At 68.4% G+C, this 15,910-nt stretch carries 13 protein-coding genes; 4 read left to right on the top strand and 9 right to left on the bottom strand.

From position 1 onward, the window contains the following. Positions 1-23: 23 nt before the first annotated feature. The 7 genes from ACSFBC_RS02475 to ACSFBC_RS02505 form a co-directional block, all read right to left on the bottom strand. On the bottom strand, positions 24-836 hold the full coding sequence (locus ACSFBC_RS02475) for an ABC transporter permease (protein ID WP_435508719.1): 813 nt from the start codon (positions 834-836) through the stop codon (positions 24-26). Then, a complete protein-coding gene (locus ACSFBC_RS02480; RefSeq protein WP_435508720.1) occupies positions 833-1,669 on the bottom strand; it encodes an ABC transporter ATP-binding protein in 837 nt (278 codons plus the stop codon). Before ACSFBC_RS02480 ends, ACSFBC_RS02475 begins: the two co-directional genes overlap by 4 nt. Then, entirely contained in the window at positions 1,669-2,709 is a 1,041-nt protein-coding gene (locus ACSFBC_RS02485) for a taurine ABC transporter substrate-binding protein (RefSeq protein ID WP_435508721.1), read from the bottom strand. The genes ACSFBC_RS02480 and ACSFBC_RS02485 overlap by 1 nt, the downstream gene beginning before the upstream one ends. Positions 2,710-2,850: 141 nt before the next feature. After that, complete coding sequence (locus tag ACSFBC_RS02490; protein WP_435508722.1) at positions 2,851-3,540, bottom strand: GntR family transcriptional regulator; 690 nt, start codon at positions 3,538-3,540, stop codon at positions 2,851-2,853. An 85-nt stretch (positions 3,541-3,625) separates the two neighbouring features. Then, positions 3,626-4,549, bottom strand: a complete 924-nt coding sequence (locus ACSFBC_RS02495; protein WP_435508723.1) for a dimethyl sulfoxide reductase anchor subunit family protein — start codon at positions 4,547-4,549, stop codon at positions 3,626-3,628. Next, positions 4,546-5,346: a 4Fe-4S dicluster domain-containing protein gene (locus ACSFBC_RS02500; protein WP_435508724.1), complete on the bottom strand. Its 801-nt coding sequence runs from the start codon at positions 5,344-5,346 to the stop codon at positions 4,546-4,548. Before ACSFBC_RS02500 ends, ACSFBC_RS02495 begins: the two co-directional genes overlap by 4 nt. Further along, positions 5,343-8,291, bottom strand: coding sequence for a molybdopterin oxidoreductase family protein (locus tag ACSFBC_RS02505; RefSeq protein ID WP_435508725.1), 2,949 nt, complete (start codon positions 8,289-8,291; stop codon positions 5,343-5,345). Before ACSFBC_RS02505 ends, ACSFBC_RS02500 begins: the two co-directional genes overlap by 4 nt. An 81-nt stretch (positions 8,292-8,372) precedes the next feature. Here ACSFBC_RS02505 and ACSFBC_RS02510 point away from each other — a divergent pair, with 81 nt between their 5' ends. Then, complete coding sequence (locus tag ACSFBC_RS02510; RefSeq protein ID WP_435508726.1) at positions 8,373-9,287, top strand: LysR family transcriptional regulator; 915 nt, start codon at positions 8,373-8,375, stop codon at positions 9,285-9,287. Positions 9,288-9,316: 29 nt separating this feature from the next. Here the strand turns inward: ACSFBC_RS02510 and ACSFBC_RS02515 are convergent, their stop codons facing one another. Together ACSFBC_RS02515 and xsc are read right to left on the bottom strand one after the other, a co-directional pair. Next, a complete protein-coding gene (locus ACSFBC_RS02515; RefSeq protein WP_435508727.1) occupies positions 9,317-10,285 on the bottom strand; it encodes a bifunctional enoyl-CoA hydratase/phosphate acetyltransferase in 969 nt (322 codons plus the stop codon). Between the two features lie 24 nt (positions 10,286-10,309). Beyond that, positions 10,310-12,133: a sulfoacetaldehyde acetyltransferase gene (gene xsc, locus ACSFBC_RS02520; protein WP_435508728.1), complete on the bottom strand. Its 1,824-nt coding sequence runs from the start codon at positions 12,131-12,133 to the stop codon at positions 10,310-10,312. Positions 12,134-12,304: 171 nt separating this feature from the next. On the opposite strand from xsc, the gene ACSFBC_RS02525 reads away from it, so the two are divergent. Genes ACSFBC_RS02525 through ACSFBC_RS02535 form a run of 3 tightly spaced genes read left to right on the top strand, consistent with a single transcriptional unit; the run spans position 12,305 to position 15,873 of the window. After that, positions 12,305-13,135 (top strand): IclR family transcriptional regulator, encoded by an 831-nt coding sequence (locus ACSFBC_RS02525; protein ID WP_435508729.1) that lies wholly within the window; start codon positions 12,305-12,307, stop codon positions 13,133-13,135. A 31-nt stretch (positions 13,136-13,166) separates the two neighbouring features. Beyond that, complete coding sequence (locus ACSFBC_RS02530; protein WP_435508730.1) at positions 13,167-14,114, top strand: AAA family ATPase; 948 nt, start codon at positions 13,167-13,169, stop codon at positions 14,112-14,114. A gap of 40 nt (positions 14,115-14,154) precedes the next feature. Beyond that, positions 14,155-15,873 (top strand): cobaltochelatase CobT-related protein, encoded by a 1,719-nt coding sequence (locus tag ACSFBC_RS02535; RefSeq protein WP_435508731.1) that lies wholly within the window; start codon positions 14,155-14,157, stop codon positions 15,871-15,873. The last annotated feature ends 37 nt before the right edge of the window (positions 15,874-15,910 follow it).

The raw sequence follows: 15,910 nt of genomic DNA on the forward strand, positions 1-15,910 counted from the left end.
GGTTCGGATGGACACACGGGCCGTCAGCCCTCCTTGCCGCCCCAGTGAACGACATGGTTCTCGAGCGCGCGGGCGCACAGGTCGAGCAGATAACCGAGCGCGGCCATGATCAGCGCGCCCACGATCACGACGTTGGTCAGCAGGAAGTCCGATGCCGACATCGCCATGTAGGCGATGCCCGCGCTGGTGGCGATCATCTCGGCGCCGACCAGCATCGTCACGCCCAGGCCGATGCACACGCGCACGCTGGTGAAGATGCCGGGCAGGCTGGCCGGAAAGATCACGCGGCGGAAGATCATCCCGCGCGAGGCACCGAGTGCCAGCGCCGCCTGCACCTTGCGCCGGCCCACGCCGCGCACCGCCTGCATCGCGCTGATCGACAGGATCGGGAACAGCGCCAGCACGATGATCACCACCTTCGCCAGCTCGCCGATGCCGAACCAGATGATCAGCAGCGGCAGCAGCGCGAGCTTGGGCATCGGGCGACTGATCTCGATGGGCGGATCGAGCACCGCCTTCACCGTCTCGTTCATGCCCATCCAGAGCCCGAGCGGCACCGCGACCACGACCGACACCACGAACGCGATGCCGAAGCGATACAGGCTGATGCCCAGGTGGTGGCCGAGCGTCTTGCCCTGGTAGCCGTTCCGGAGCAGCGTGAGGAAGGTGTCCCACACCGAACCGGGCGAGGGCAGGAACAGCGGCGCCACCATCGGCTTCTCGCCGATCGGCGTGGTGACCAGCAGCCAGAGCCCCAGCAGGCCCAGGAAAGAGCCGAGGTTGATCCACAGCGAGCGCCGCGTGCGGCGGCTGCCGGTATGCGTCGCGCCGCTCATCGCTCGACCTCCTGGCGCTGTGCGGTCAGCGACTCCTCGCGCAGCAGCGCGAAGATCTCGGCCTTCATGCGGGCGAACTCGACGCTGGCCACCACCGCGGGGTCTTCGCTGAGCGCGAACTGCGGCGCCAGCCGGGCCTTGATGCGGCCCGGCCGCGCCGACATCACGACGATGTCGGTCGCCAGGAACAACGCCTCTTCGATGCTGTGCGTGATCCAGAGCACCGTCTTGCGCGTGCTCTGCCAGATGCGCTTGATCTCCTCCTGCAGCAGCTCGCGCGTCTGTGCGTCGAGTGCCGCGAAGGGCTCGTCCATCAGCAGGATCTCGGGGTCGTTGGCGAGCGCGCGCGCAATGCCCACACGCTGCTGCATGCCGCCCGACAGCTCGTAGGGGTAGCGCTTGGCAAACGCCGTGAGCCCCACCATCTCGAGGTATTGCATGGCGATGCGGTGGGCCTCGACCGAGGACTTGCCGGTGGCCAGCGGACCGAAGGCCACGTTGTCGCGCACGCTCATCCAGGTGAACAGCGCGCCCTGCTGGAAGACGACGCCGCGCCGCGGGTCTGGGCCGCGCACCGGCACACCGTCCATCAGCGCCTGCCCGGTGGTCGGCGTCTCGAAGCCGGCCAGGATGTTGAGCAGCGTGCTCTTGCCGCAGCCCGAGGGGCCGACCAGGCACACGAAGGCGTTCTCGGCGATGTCGAGCGAGATCGGCTCCAGCGCCTGCACGGCCCCTTCTCCACTGCCGAAGCGCTTGGTGACGTTGTCGAAGCGGGCCTTGACCCCCGACGGCGCCGCCGTGGCACCGCCGTTCGCACGCAGGTCGCCGTGCATCAGGCGAGCTGCGCGACGAAGCTGCTGTCGATCAGCCCGTTCATGTCCTTGGGCAGCGCATTGATCTGTCCGGTCTCCTTCAGGAACTCGGCCTGCACCTGCAGCGTCTTGACCACCGCCGAGTTCTTCTCGCCCGGCTTGCCCAGCCACTGCGCGCTGAGCTGCTCCTTCGCGGGCACCGGATAGAAGGTGTTGAGCGAGCGCATCACGGCCGCCTCGTCCACGCCGAGGAACTTGGTCATGGTGTCGACCACGTCCTTCGGGTTCTGCTTGAAGGTCACGGCGATCTGCTCGAAATCCTTCAGGAAGGCGAGCACCAGCTCGGGGTTCTTCTTCTTGAATTCGTCGCGCACCAGGAAGGCGTCGAACATCACCAGGCCCGCGGCCTTGTTGAGATCGCCGGTCTGAAACAGCACGGTGCCACCGTCCTCGACCAGCTTGGGGATCACCGGCACCCAGATGTAGCTCGCGTCGATCTCGCGGCGCGTCCAGGCCGAGGCGATGGTGTCCGCGCGCATGTTGATCAGCTGCACGTCGTTCAAGCCCAGGCCGGCGGTCTTGAAGGCGGCGAGCGCCGCGAAATGCACCGAGGTGTTGAACGGCAAGCCCACGCGCTTGCCCTTGAGGTCGGCCAGCTTCCTGATGTTGGCGCTGTTCTGCACCACCAGCGCCTCGCTGTCGATGATGTTCTTGTAGATGTAGACCAGCGAGGCCTGCACGCCGTTGGCATAGCCCACCACCATGGGACTCGCGCCCAGGTTGCACATGTCGAGGCTGTTGCCGGCGATCGCAGCGATCACTTCGGAGCCCGCGCGCACGGTCACGAAGTCGACCTTGGCGTTGCCGAAGGTCTTGGCCATCGCGTTCTTCGCGCGGATGTAGTTCTGCACGTCGATGCCGCCGAAGGTGCCGAGATTGACCGTCTTCTGCGCCTGCCCGAAGGCCGGGCCGGCGCCGATCAACGCCCCTCCCGCCATCGAACCGACCATCATGTGGGCCGCGGTCAGACTGAATTCGCGGCGGGACAGATTGAGCTTCATCGGAGGCCTTTCAGGGAGGGCGGGAACGAAGGACGGGGCGTCGACCCCGGGTTCCGATCCAGAATAAGCCTCTTTGAATATATTCTCAACCGCATTTTCCGCAGATCGATCTGCGATTTTCTGAATTGGGCGGTGTCCGGCTCAGGGCTTGAGCAGGCGCACGAGGAACTTGGCGCCCTCGGTGAGGTCGTCGCGGATGGCCTTCGCCAGTGCGTCGCCGTCGCGCCTCCGCAAGGCGTCGATCGCCTCCAGATGGGTCTCATGGCCCGTCAGGCTGCCGCAGTAGCTGGGAAACAGCAGGTTGAGCGTGGGCCCCACGCGCAGGTACAGGCTCTCGATGATGCCGACCAGCACGGGCTGCTCGCTGGCACGATATATCGACATGTGGAAATCCGTGTTGGCGCTCAGTGTTTCATGCGCCTTGCCGGCCTGGATCGCCGCGAGGTGCGTGGCCACCACCTGGTCCAGCCGGTCCATTTCGCCATTGCCCATGCGCGCGGCGGCCTCGCGCGCGGCCATCGGTTCGAGCGCCAGCCGGATGCGCAGGATCTCCCGGTACGTTTCGACGCCGAGCCGCGGCACGCGGAGGGTCCGGGCGTTTTCGATGGTCAGCGCGCGCTCGGCGACCAGCCGCTGCACCGCCTCGCGGACCGGCGTCAGGCTCACACCGTAGCTCTCGGCGATGCCGCGCACCGTCAACACCTGTTCGGGGAGCAGGCCGCCGGTCATGAGGGCACGGTGAAGACGGCGGTAGGCCTGGTCGGCCAGCGTGTCGGCGCGGATGGCGGAATCGTCGTCGGGGGCGGAACGGGTCAGGGGGATGACGGGCATCGGTGGTGCGGCGGAGCGTCGCCGCGGTGGCCTGGATACGGCCTGAATATACTCTGGCGCGTCGATGCCGACGGTGCCTGTCCGCTCAGGAAACCACCTGGTAGTAGAGGTTCTGCGGGTGTTTCGCCTGCGCGAAGAAGAACCACCGGTCCGCCACCAGGCCCGGCACCTGTACCGCCAGCGCCAGCACGAAGGCCAGGCCCGAAGCGGCCGTCACGCCCCACAGCAGCAGCAGGGTCGGCAGCGCAAAGCCCAGCACGATCAGCGCGTGCTTCACGTTCTTCATCGCGAGCAGGCTCGCATGGTGAAAGAACTCGCGCGTGTTGAACGAGCCGGCCGACATGCCCATCGACTTCTGCACCAGGTTCGGCGCGCGAATGCCGGTGGCCGATTGCAGCGTCGAGCGGTGCTTGAGCACCGCGTTGCGGCGCAGCGCCATGGTGCGGGTGAACCACGCGATGACGGTGACGGCCAGCGCGGCCGGGCCGGTGGCCTGCAGCAGTTGCGGCTGGCCCAGCAGCGCGGCGAGCGCACTGGTCAGGACCAGGCCCGACGACAGCCCGGTGAGCGTGAAGTTGACCAGCGTCAGCGGCTGCGCCCATTCCTGGATGAAGCGCAGGCAGGCGTAGATCATGGCCGTGCAGTACCAGAGCAAGGCGGCCAGCACGATGGCGGCGAGCGGCAGCCACACGGTGTCGATGCCCCGATGCAGCGCCCCCCACCAGAGGGCGACCAGCCCGATGAAGGCCGGCAGCACGATCACCTCGCGCGACAGCCACGAGGTGCGCCACATCATCGCGGCGCGCCATGCGCGTTCGGGCCGGCCCAGGTGGCCGAAGGACGCGCCGAGGCCGATCAGCAGCATGGCCTCGGCCACGATCAGCGCGGTGCCGAGGAACGACGGCGCCAGCGCCATCCCGGCCAGGCGCGCCAGCGCGAGCGCGACCACCATGCCCTGCGCGGCACCGGCGATGGTGGTGAAGATGACGACGGAGAAGGCCGGATTCATGGCTCGCCTCCCACGGTCGGCTGCACCGTCGAGCCGCCACCGGCCACCTCGGTCACGCGGCGCGGCAGGTACTGGTTGGCCGGGCTGGTGTTCCACTCGGGCATCAGCGAATAGCCGCCGCGTTCACGGATCGCGATCGACGCCTCGGAGTTCGGGTCCTTCACGTCGCCGAAGATGCGCGCGCCGGTCGGGCAGGCCTTCACGCAGGCGGGCTTGCGGTCTTCCTTGGGCAGCTTCTCGTCGTAGATGCGGTCGACGCACAGCGTGCACTTGGTCATCACCTGACGCTCTTCGTCGAGTTCGCGCGCGCCGTAGGGGCAGGCCCATGCGCAGTACTTGCAGCCGATGCACTTGTCGTAGTCGACCAGCACGATGCCGTCTTCCTTGCGCTTGTAGCTGGCGCCCGTGGGGCAGACCGGCACGCAGGGCGGGTCCTCGCAATGCAGGCAGCTCTTGGGAAAGTGGATGGTCTCGGTGGCCGGGTACGCGCCGGCCTCGTAGGTCTGCACGCGGTTGAAGAAGGTGCCGGTCGGGTCCGCGCCGTAGGGCTTCTCGTCGGCCAGCGGGCCGGCGCTGCCCGAGGTGTTCCATTGCTTGCACGAGGTCACGCAGGCATGGCAGCCGACGCACACGTTCAGGTCGATCACCAGGGCGAGTTGCTTGGCCAGCGTCTCGCCCGGGTCGGCGCGCACGCTGGCACCGCCGCCGCGCGAGATCGACACGGGCCGCACGCCCTCCTCCACCAGCGCCATCGGTTGCGAGGCGCCCGCCATCAGGTCCTTGAGCCACTGGATCATTTCCGGCGCCCTCCGGCGAAGTAGGTCAGAACGCTCGCAGCCTTGCCGACCACGCCCGGCGTGCTGGGCATGCTCGCCATCTGCGGGAAGGTCTCCTTCGGCTCCTCTGGCCCGGCCGGCCGGATGCGCACGCGCACGTCGTACCAGCCGGCCTGGCCGGTGATGGGGTCGGAGTTGCTGATGGTGGTGCCGCCGTGCGAATTGGCGAAAGGCAGCTCCTCGGTGATCAGGTGGTTCAGCAGGAAGCCCTTGCGCGCCTCGTCGGCGCCAGGCGCCAGTTGCCAGGCGCCGTCGGCCTTGCCGATGGCGTTCCAGGTCCAGACCGTGCCGGGCTCGACCGTCTCGCTGTAGCGCAGCATGCAGCGCACCTTGCCCCACTGGCTCTCGACCCAGCACCAGCCGCCGTCCTCGATGCCCGCGGCCTTCGCGGTGACCGGATTGACGTGCAGGTAGTTGTGGCTGTGGATCTGCCGCAGCCAGGCGTTCTGCGAATCCCACGAGTGGTACATCGCCATGGGCCGCTGCGTCAGCGCGTTGAGCGGGTAGGCCTCGCGGTCGGTCACGCCGTCTTCCAGCGGCGGGTACCAGAAGGGCAGCGGATCGAAGTAGGTGTCGATGCGTTCGCGCAGTTCCTCAGGCGGCTGGCGCCCCGCGGTCTTGCCCTGCGCGGCCAGGCGAAAGCTCTGCAGCGTGTCGGAGTAGATCGCGATCTGCACCGGGTCGTTGCGCTGGCGCCAGCCGTGGTCCTTGGCGAAGTCGAGGTACGCCCGGTTCCAGTTGCGCATGTAGTGCATGGTCTCGGGCATGTGGTACTGGAACACGCAGTTGTTCTTCGCGTACGCATCCCACTGCTTCGGGTTGGGCTCGCCCTTCAGGTGCTCGGTGCCGTCCTTGCCACGCCAGCCCATCAGGAAACCGATGCCCGGCTGCGGCTGGAAATTGACGACGAAATCGGGATAGCCGGTGAACTTGCGCCCGCCCTCCGGCGTGGTGAAGGCCGGGAACTTGAGGCGCGAGGCCAGCTCGATCAGCACCTCCTGGAAGGGCTTGCATTCGCCGGTCGGCAGCACCACCGGAATCCGCACCGAATCGACCGGGCCGTCGAATTCGGAGATCGGCCGGTCGAGCATGCCCATCACGTCGTGGCGCTCGAGGTAGGTGGTGTCGGGCAGCACCAGATCGGCGAAGGCCACGGTCTCGCTCTGGAAGGCATCGCACACCACCAGGAAGGGGATCATGTACTCGCCCTTCTCGTCCTTGCGGTTGAGCATCTCGCGCACGCCCATCGTGTTCATGCTCGAGTTCCATGCCATGTTGGCCATGAAGATCAGCAGCGTGTCGATGCGGTAGGGATCGCCCTTGACCGCATTGGTGATCACGTTGTGCATCATCCCGTGCGCCGACAGCGGGTGCTCCCACGAGAAGGCATGGTCGATGCGGATCGGCGAGCCGTCGGCGTTGATCGCGAGCTCGTCCGGGCTGGCCGGGAAGCCCAGCGGCGCCGCGTTGAGCGGCGTGTTGGGCTTGATCATCTCGGGCGAATTGAAGGCCCGGTAGTTCGGCACGATGTGGCGCGGGTACGGCGCCTTGTGGCGGAAGCCGCCGGGCGCGTCGATGGTGCCCAGCACGCTCATCAGCACCGCCAGCGCACGGATGGTCTGGAAGCCGTTGGAATGCGCCGCCAGGCCGCGCATCGCATGGAAGGCGACCGGCCGGCCCTGCGTGGTCGGGTGCACCTTGCCCCAGGCGTCGGTCCAGGGAATGGGCATCTCGAAGGCCTGGTGCAGCGCCGTCTCGCCCATCTCTCGTGCCAGCTTGCGGATGCGCTCGGCATCGATGCCGGTGATGGCCGCGGCCCACTCGGGCGTGCAGTCGGCCACGCGTTCGCGCAGCAGCTGGAACGAAGGCGCGACGCGGGTGCCGTCGGCCAGCGTGTAGTGGCCTTCGAGCGCCGGGTCGCACCATTCGCCAATGCCTTCGGGGTAGGCGGCCTTGACGGTACCGTCGGCGCGGTCCCAGATCAGCTTGTTGTGCGGATGGCGGCCGTCGCCCGGCGGGCCGCGCGCGGGGTCGGGATCGAACGCGAACAGGCCTTCGCGCTCGCCCTCGTCCAGCACCACCAGCTGCGGCGCGTTGGTGAAGCGCTTGAGGAAGGCGTGGTCGATCAGGTTGCTGGCGATCAGCTCGTGCAGCAGCGCCATGAACAGCGCGCCGTCGGTGCCGGGCTTGATGGGAATCCACTCGTCCGCGATGGCCGAATAGCCGGTGCGCACCGGGTTGATCGAGATGAAGCGGCCGCCGTCGCGCTTGAACTTGCTGATGGCGATCTTCATCGGGTTGCTGTGGTGGTCCTCCGCGGTGCCGATCATCACGAACAGCTTGGCGCGCTCGAGGTCGGGCCCGCCGAACTCCCAGAAGCTGCCGCCGATCGTGTAGATCATTCCCGCGGCCATGTTCACCGAGCAGAAGCCGCCGTGCGCCGCGTAGTTGGGCGTACCGAACTGGCGCGCGAACAGGCCGGTGAGCGCCTGCATCTGGTCGCGCCCGGTGAACAGCGCGAACTTCTTCGGATCGGTCGCGCGGATCCTGCCCAGGCGTTCGGTGAGGATCTCGAAGGTGCGCTCCCAGCTGATCGGCTCGAACTCCCCGGCGCCGCGCTCGCTGCCCGGCTTGCGCAGCAGCGGCCGCGTGAGCCGCGCGGGCGACACCTGCTTCATGATCCCCGACGAACCCTTGGCGCAGATCACGCCCTTGTTCAGCGGATGCTCGGGGTTGCCGTCGATGTAGCGCACCTCCGGCCCCTGCTCGCCCTCGCGCAGGTGCACGCGGATGCCGCAGCGGCAGGCGCACATGTAGCAGGTGGTGGTCTTGACCGTGGTCTCGTCGGTCGGCGTCGGGGCGTCGAGCGGATCGTGGATCGGCTCGCGCGAGAGGAACTTGAACACTGGCGGTCCTTCGGTTCTTTGGGTGGGCGCGTTCATCCTAAGGATTGCGCTCAAACAAAAAAGCGGAGAATATTTCTTATCATGACCCGAAAAACCGATCAGCTGACCGATTCGCGATTGCGCCTCAACCTGCGCCAGCTCGAAGTCTTCGTCGCCACGGCACGCGAAGGTTCGACGCGCGGCGCCGCCACCCGCGTGGCGCGTTCGCAATCGGCCGCCAGTGCCTCGCTGGCCGAACTCGAGGCCGTGCTGGAGGTCAAACTGTTCGACCGGGTGGGGCGGCGGCTGCTGCTCAACGAGAACGGCCATGCGCTGCGCGCCAAGGCAGCCGCACTGCTCGAACAGGCGGCCGACATGCAGTCGCTGTTCGCCAATGCGCATCCCGCGCCGCTGCGCATGGCGGCCAGCTTCACCATCGGCGAGTACCTGCTGCCCGACCTGGTCGCCAGCTGGAAGGATGCGCACCCCGACAGCCAGGTGCGGCTGCAGATCGGCAACACCACGCAGGCCATCGAGGCGGTGGCCGGCTTCGACGTCGACCTCGGCTTCATCGAAGGCTCGCAGACGCACCCCGAACTGTCGACGCAGCGCTGGCTCAGCGACGAGATGGTCATCGTGTCCTCGCCGACCCATCCGCTCGCCGGGCAGGTCGCGGGCCTGCGCCAGTTGCGCGAAGCCGACTGGGTGCTGCGCGAGCGCGGCTCCGGCACGCGCGAGGCCGCCGACCGCTGGCTGCTGGAGCACCTCGGCCAGTTGAACGTCGGTTTCGAGCTGGGCAGCACGGAGGCGATCAAGCAGTTCGTCGCGCGCAGCGTGGGCCTGGGCTGCGTGTCGCGCTATGCCGTGGCGGAAGCGCTGGCGCAGGGCTGGCTGGTCGAGTTGCGCACCCGCCTGCCCAAGGCACTGCGCCACCTGGCCATCGTGACGCACCGCGACAAGCACCTGGGGCGCAGCGCACTCGCCTTCGTCGAACACTGCATGAGGGCCTCGCTCTGACGGGCATCGGCCCGTGCCCGCGGCAGGCTTCAGCGAGGCGCGGTCAGGACCGCCAGCGCCACCGACGCGATGCGTGCGAGCACTGAATCGGCGCGCGAGGTCAGCACGATGGGCACGCGCGCGCCCAGCACCAGCCCCGCGCACTCGCCGCCGCCGAGGTAGTTGAAGCTCTTGTAGAGCATGTTGCCGGCATTGAGGTCGGGCACGATCAGCAGGTCGGCGTCGCCGCTGACCTGCGACTCCATCTTCTTGATGCGCGCAGCCTCGGCCGAAATCGCGTTGTCGAAGCCGAAGGGGCCTTCGACCCACGCGCCGGGCCATGCGCCCTCCCGGGCCATGGCGACCAGCGCCTGCGCGTCGAGCGTCGCCGGGATCCCGGGGTTGACCGACTCCACCGCCGCGAGGATGCCGACCTTGGGCCGCGCGATGCCCAAGGCCTGCAGCAGGTCGACCGCGTTGCCGAGGATGTCGCCCTTGGTCTTCAGGTCGGGCGCGATGTTGACCACGCAGTCGGCCAGGCCGAGCAGCTTCGGGTAGCGCGGCAGGTCGAACAGGAAGGCGTGGCTGATGCGGCGCGTGCCGCGCAGGCCGTGCGCGCGGTCGACCACGGCCGACATCAGTTCGTCTGTGTGCAGCGAGCCTTTCATCAGCACCTGCACCCGCCCTTCGCGCGCGAGCGCGACGGCACGGCGCGCAGCCTCGGCCGGCCCCGCTTCGGTGTCGGTTTCGGCGCTGTCGACGATCTCGAAGCGGGCGATGTCGATGCCCGCGGCCTCAGCCGCCCTGGCGATCGCTGCATGCGGGCCGACCAGCACCGGCACGGCGAGTGCCGCGTCGGCGATGCGCGCCGCCGCGTCGATGGCGGCGCTGTCGCACGGATAGACCAGCGCGATGCGCAGGGGCGCGTCGGCCGCGCGCTCCCGCGCTCGGCGAACCAGGTCGTCGAGCCGGGGATGCGTGGCCGCTGCGCCGGTCTCGGAGAGCAGCGCTGAAGTCATGGCGTGATGACCGTCAGCGCGCGCTCAGACGTAGTCCTTGTACTTGTCGAGGAAGCGCACGGGCTTGGCCAGCGCATCGCGGCGGAAGGGGTCGCCCAGTTCGCGGGTGCACATGATCTCGATGACGCAGGTCTTGCCTTCCTTCATCTGCATGTCGATGGCCTTCTTCAGCGCCGGACCCACGTCCTCGAGCCTGTCGACCACGATGCCCTCGGCACCCATGGCCTGGGCGATGCCGGCGAAGCTCTCGCTCTCCAGTTCGCCCGCCACGAAGCGGCGGTTGTAGAAGTCGACCTGGTTCTTCTTCTCGGCGCCCCACTGCCGGTTGTGGAAGACCACCGCGGTCACGGGAATGTCGTGGCGTACCGCCGTCATGATCTCCACCATGCTCATGCCCCAGGCGCCGTCGCCGGCGTAGGCCACCGCCGGGCGGTCGGGCGCGGCGCACTTGGCGCCGATCATGGTGGGCAGCGAGTAGCCGCAGTTGCCGAAGCTCATCGGCGCGAAGAAGCTGCGCGGCTCCTCGAAGCGCAGGTAGCTGTTGGCGATCGCATTGATGTTGCCGATGTCGGTGGAGACCATCACGCGCGGCGGCATGGCCTTCTCGAGTTCGCGCAGCACCTCGCGCGGATGCAGGTAGCTGCCGCCCGTCGGCGTCTTCTCGCCCTTGGCTTCCTCGATGGCGTCCAGGCTGTACGGGTCGCGCTCATGGGTCCACTCGTCGAGTTCTTTTTCCCATGCGGCCTTCTCGGCCTTGATCCTGTCCGCGCGCTCGGCCTTGGTGGCATCGCAGGCCAGCGTCTTGCCCTGCAGGCGCTTGAGCAGCTCCTTGGCCGTGGCCTTGGCGTCGCCATGGATGCCCACGGTGATCTTCTTCACCAGCCCGAGGTTGGTGTGGTCGGCCTCGACCTGGATGATCTTCGCGTCCTTGGGCCAGTAGTCCATGCCGTGCTGCGGCAGCGTGCCGAACGGGCCCATGCGCGAACCGAGCGCGATCACCACGTCGGCTTGCGCGATCAGCTTCATCGCGGCCTTCGAGCCCTGGTAGCCCAGCGGGCCGGCCCACAGCGGATGGCTCGCAGGGAACGAGTCGTTGCGCAGGTACCCGTTGGCCACCGGCGCGCCCAGGCGTTCGGCCAATGCCTTGCACTCCTCGACCGCATCGCCCATGACCACGCCGCCGCCCGAAAGGATCACCGGGAACTTGGCCGAAGCCAGCAATTCGACGGCCGCGTTCAGGCTGTTCTCGCCGCCCGCGCCGCGCTCCACGCGCATCGGCTTGGGGATCTCGACCTCGATCTCGCCGTAGAAGTAGTCGCGCGGGATGTTGAGCTGCGTCGGCCCCATTTCGGAGATGGCGCGGTCGAAGCATCTCGCCGTGAACTCCGCCATGCGCTTGGGATTGACCACATGCCCCTGGTACTTGGTGAACTCCTGGAACATCGGCAGCTGGTTGGCTTCCTGGAAGCCCCCCAGGCCCATGCCCATGGTGCCGGTCTCGGGCGTGATCATCACGACCGGGCTGTGCGCCCAGAAAGCGGCGGCCACCGCGGTCACGCAGTTCGAGATGCCCGGGCCGTTCTGCCCGATCACCACGCCGTGGCGGCCCGACACGCGGGCATAGCCGTCGGCCATGTGAGCGCCACCCTGCTCGTGCACCACCGGAATCAGGCGGATGCCGGCCGGCGCGAAGATGTCCATGGCGTCCATGAAGGCCGAGCCCATGATGCCGAACATTTCGGTCACGCCCTGGGCCACCATCGTCTCGACAAAGGCTTCGGAGGGGGTCATCTTCTGCACGCCGGTGACGGCGGCGCGGGCGGCGGTGGCGGGGGGCTGCTGGCTCATGGTCTGTCTCCTGGGGTCGGGATTGGCGGTTTGCCGGACTTCAAAAACATGGAACATGCGGTTCCGTTTTCTCCTGTCGACGACTATAGGACGCCATCGTGTCCGCGTCAAACAATTTCAGAAAACGGAACGCCCTGTACTGTTTTTGGCATTTGCGTATGATCGTGCGCCATGAAGATCGTCAAGAGTTCCAAGACCGAGGTGCGGCCCGACGGCGTCGATGCCAGCGCCGACACGCCCGCGATGCGCCTGTTCGGGCTGCTCGAAACCATTGCCGCAAAAGACCATCTCTATTCGCTGCAGGGACTGGTCGAACAGACCGGCCTGCCCAAACCGACCTTGCATCGCATGCTGCAGCAACTGGAAAACGCGGGGCTGTTGCAGCGCGAGGTCGACGGCCGCCACTACGGCATGGGCACGCGGCTGCGCCGGCTGGCCGAGAACCTGCTGCTCAACGACAGCCTGCACGGTGCGCGCCACACGGTGCTGCGGCACTTGGTCGAAGAGGTCGGCGAGAGCTGCAACATCACCGCGCTCTCCGGCAGCGAGGTGGTCTACCTCGACCGGGTCGAGACCGTGGCGCCGCTGCGCTTCTACCTGCACCCGGGCTCGCGCGTTCCGGTGCACTGCTCGGCCAGCGGCAAGATCTTCCTGGCGCAGATGGAGACGGCCCAGCGCCGGCGCCTGCTGGCCAACGGCACGCTCGAGGCCTACACACCCAAGACGCTGACCGACCCGGCACAGATCGAGCGCGAGATCGCCCGCGTGCGCAAGGACGGCTTCGCGATCGACAACGAGGAATTCCTGCCCGGCCTGCTGTGCATCGCGGCGCTGGTGCCGAGCGCGAGCGGGCCGTCGAACCTGTGCGTGGCGGTGCAGGCGCCGATCATGCGGCTCGACCCGGCCAAGGCGAAGGCGCTGATGCCCGCGCTGCAGCGCGCGGCCCAGGCGCTGAGCCGCATCGCCGCCGACGCGGACCCCGAACGCCGCGCACAGGCCTGAAGTCCTCGGCCTCCGCCGAAAAGAACACCCCATGAGCGATATCACCGAACAACGGCCCGATCGTCTGCTGAGCGTGCGCGACACCTTCGGCCTCGACAGCGACCTGCAAGTGCCGGCCTTCAGCGAGCGCGACGCCCACGTGCCCGAGATCGACCCGGTCTACCGCTTCAATCCCGACGTGACGCTCGCCATCCTGGCCGGCTTCATGCGCGACCGGCGCGTGATGGTGCAGGGCCTGCACGGCACCGGCAAGTCGACCCACATCGAACAGATCGCGGCACGCCTGAACTGGCCCTGCGTGCGGCTCAACCTCGACGGGCACATCAGCCGGCTCGACCTCGTGGGCAAGGACGCCGTGGTGCTGCGCGACGGCCAGCAGGTCACCGAATTCCAGGAAGGCATCGTGCCCTGGGCGCTGCAGCGGCCGGTGGCGCTGATCTTCGACGAGTACGACGCCGGCCGGCCCGACGTGATGTTCGTGATCCAGCGCATCCTGGAGCGCGACGGCCAGTTCACGCTGATGGACCAGAACCGCGTGCTGCGCCCTCACCCCTTCTTCCGCCTGTTCGCCACGGCCAACACCGTGGGCCTGGGCAACCTCAACGGCCTGTACCACGGCGCGCAGCGGCTCAATCACGCGCAGATCGACCGCTGGAACATCGTCGCCTCGCTCGACTACCTGGCGGCCGACGAGGAGGTGGCCATCGTGCAGGCACGTGTGCCTGCGCTGGCCGACGACGCCGGCCGCGCGCTCGTGCGTTCGATGGTGGCGGTGGCCGAGCTCACGCGCAAGGGCTTCGCCGCGGGCGACCTGTCGACGCTGATGTCGCCCCGCACCGTCATCACCTGGGCCGAGAACGTCGAGATCTTCAAGGACACCGCGCTGGCCTTCCGCCTGTCCTTCGTGAACAAGTGCGACGAGGCCGAACGGCCGCTGGTGGGCGAGTACTTCCAGCGCTGCTTCGACAAGGAACTGTGAGCTCCGCCGGGCCCGTGCGTGTCGCCCGGAGGGAAGACCGGTGAACGACCTGCAGCAGCGCATCCGCCACGCGCAGCAACTGGACGAGTTGTGTGCGGCGGTGGTGCGCGCGGTCAGCGGCGAGCGCGACCTGCACTTCCGCGGCCGCCGGCTGCACCGCGGTCGCGACCCCCTGCCCTGGTTCGCGCCGCACCTGCACCCGTCGCCGGAGACCGACGACCTCGGCTCCTTCCGCGGTGTGGCCGACGGCCTCGGCCTTCGGCTGTCGCGGTCCGACGCGGCGCTGCACGAAAGGCTGAAGCCCGAGCCGCAGGTCGAGCGCTTCCTGTTCGAGATGCTGGAGCAGTTCCGCGTCGAGGCGCTGGCGCCCGAGGCCATGCCGGGCATGGTGCACAACCTGCGCCACCGGCACGAGGCCTGGTCGCTGGCCTTCCACCACTCGGGCATGACCGACACCGCGCGCGGGCTGCTGGTCTATGCGGTGGCGCAGATCTGCCGTGCCCGCGTGAGCGGCCAGCAGGTGGTGGAGGCCACCGAGGACATGCTCGAAGCCACGCGCTTCGCGCTGTCGCCGCTGATCGGCCACGCACTCGCCGGCCTGCGCCGCGACCGTGCCGACCAGGCCGCCTGCGCGGTGCACGCGCGTGCCATTGCCCGCACCGTCGCGGACCTGCTGGCCGATGCTGAAGAAGAAGCCGATGCCGGAACGGAGCGCGCCGAGGCCGAGACCCGGCGCAGCCTCTTCAGCCTGGTGGCCGACATGGATGCCGACGTCGTCGAGCGCATCACCACCGCCCCGTCGGGCCGCAGCCAGGTGCTCGACGATGCCGTCGGGGCGTACCGCGTCTTCACGACCGCCTGGGACCGCGAGCACGAGGCCGCGACGCTCGCACGCAAGGAGGTGCTCGGAGCCCATCGCGAACAGCTCGACCGCCGCATCGCGGACCAGGGCGTGAACGTCGCACGACTGGCCCGTACGCTGCGCGCATTGCTCGCCCGACCCGCGCGCGACGGCTGGGACGGCGGCCAGGAGGAAGGCCACATCGACGGCCGCCGGCTGGCACAGTTGATCGCGTCGCCCGCCGAACGGCGCCTGTTCCGCACGGAGCGCGTGGCCCCGATGGCCGATTGCGCCCTCGCCTTCCTGATCGACTGTTCGGGCTCGATGAAGCAGCACGCGGAATCCGTCGCGATGCTGGTCGACGTGTTCGCCCGTGCGCTCGAACAGGCCGGCGTGGCCAGCGAGATCCTCGGCTACACCACCGGCGCCTGGAACGGCGGCCGCGCACGGCGCGACTGGCAGCGCGCCGGCAAGCCGCCCCACCCGGGCCGGCTCAACGAGCGTTGCCACCTGGTGTTCAAGAGCGCCGACACGCCCTGGCGTCGTGCCCGCCCGTCGATCGCGGCGCTGCTCAAAGCCGATCTGTTCCGCGAAGGCATCGACGGCGAAGCGGTCGACTGGGCCTGCACCCGCCTGCTGGCGCGCAGCGAAGAACGCAAGCTGCTGCTGGTGGTCACCGACGGCTCGCCGATGGACAGCGCCACCGAACTCGCCAACGACGCCCACTACCTCGACCATCATCTGCGCGACGTGGTGGCGCGCCACGAGCAGGCCGGCCGCATCGCCATCGGCGGCATCGGTGTCGGCCTGGACCTGAGCCTCTGCTACCGCAACAGCCAGGTGATCGACGTGGCCGCCTCGGTGGGCAACGCGGTGTTCGCGGAGATCGTGGGACTGATGGCGCGGCTGCGCCGCTGACCGACCGGTGCCCCCGGACCGCGCCGCGAGGCGCTGC

This window comes from Variovorax frigidus, from assembly GCF_051216515.1.
Classification (GTDB): domain Bacteria; phylum Pseudomonadota; class Gammaproteobacteria; order Burkholderiales; family Burkholderiaceae_C; genus Variovorax.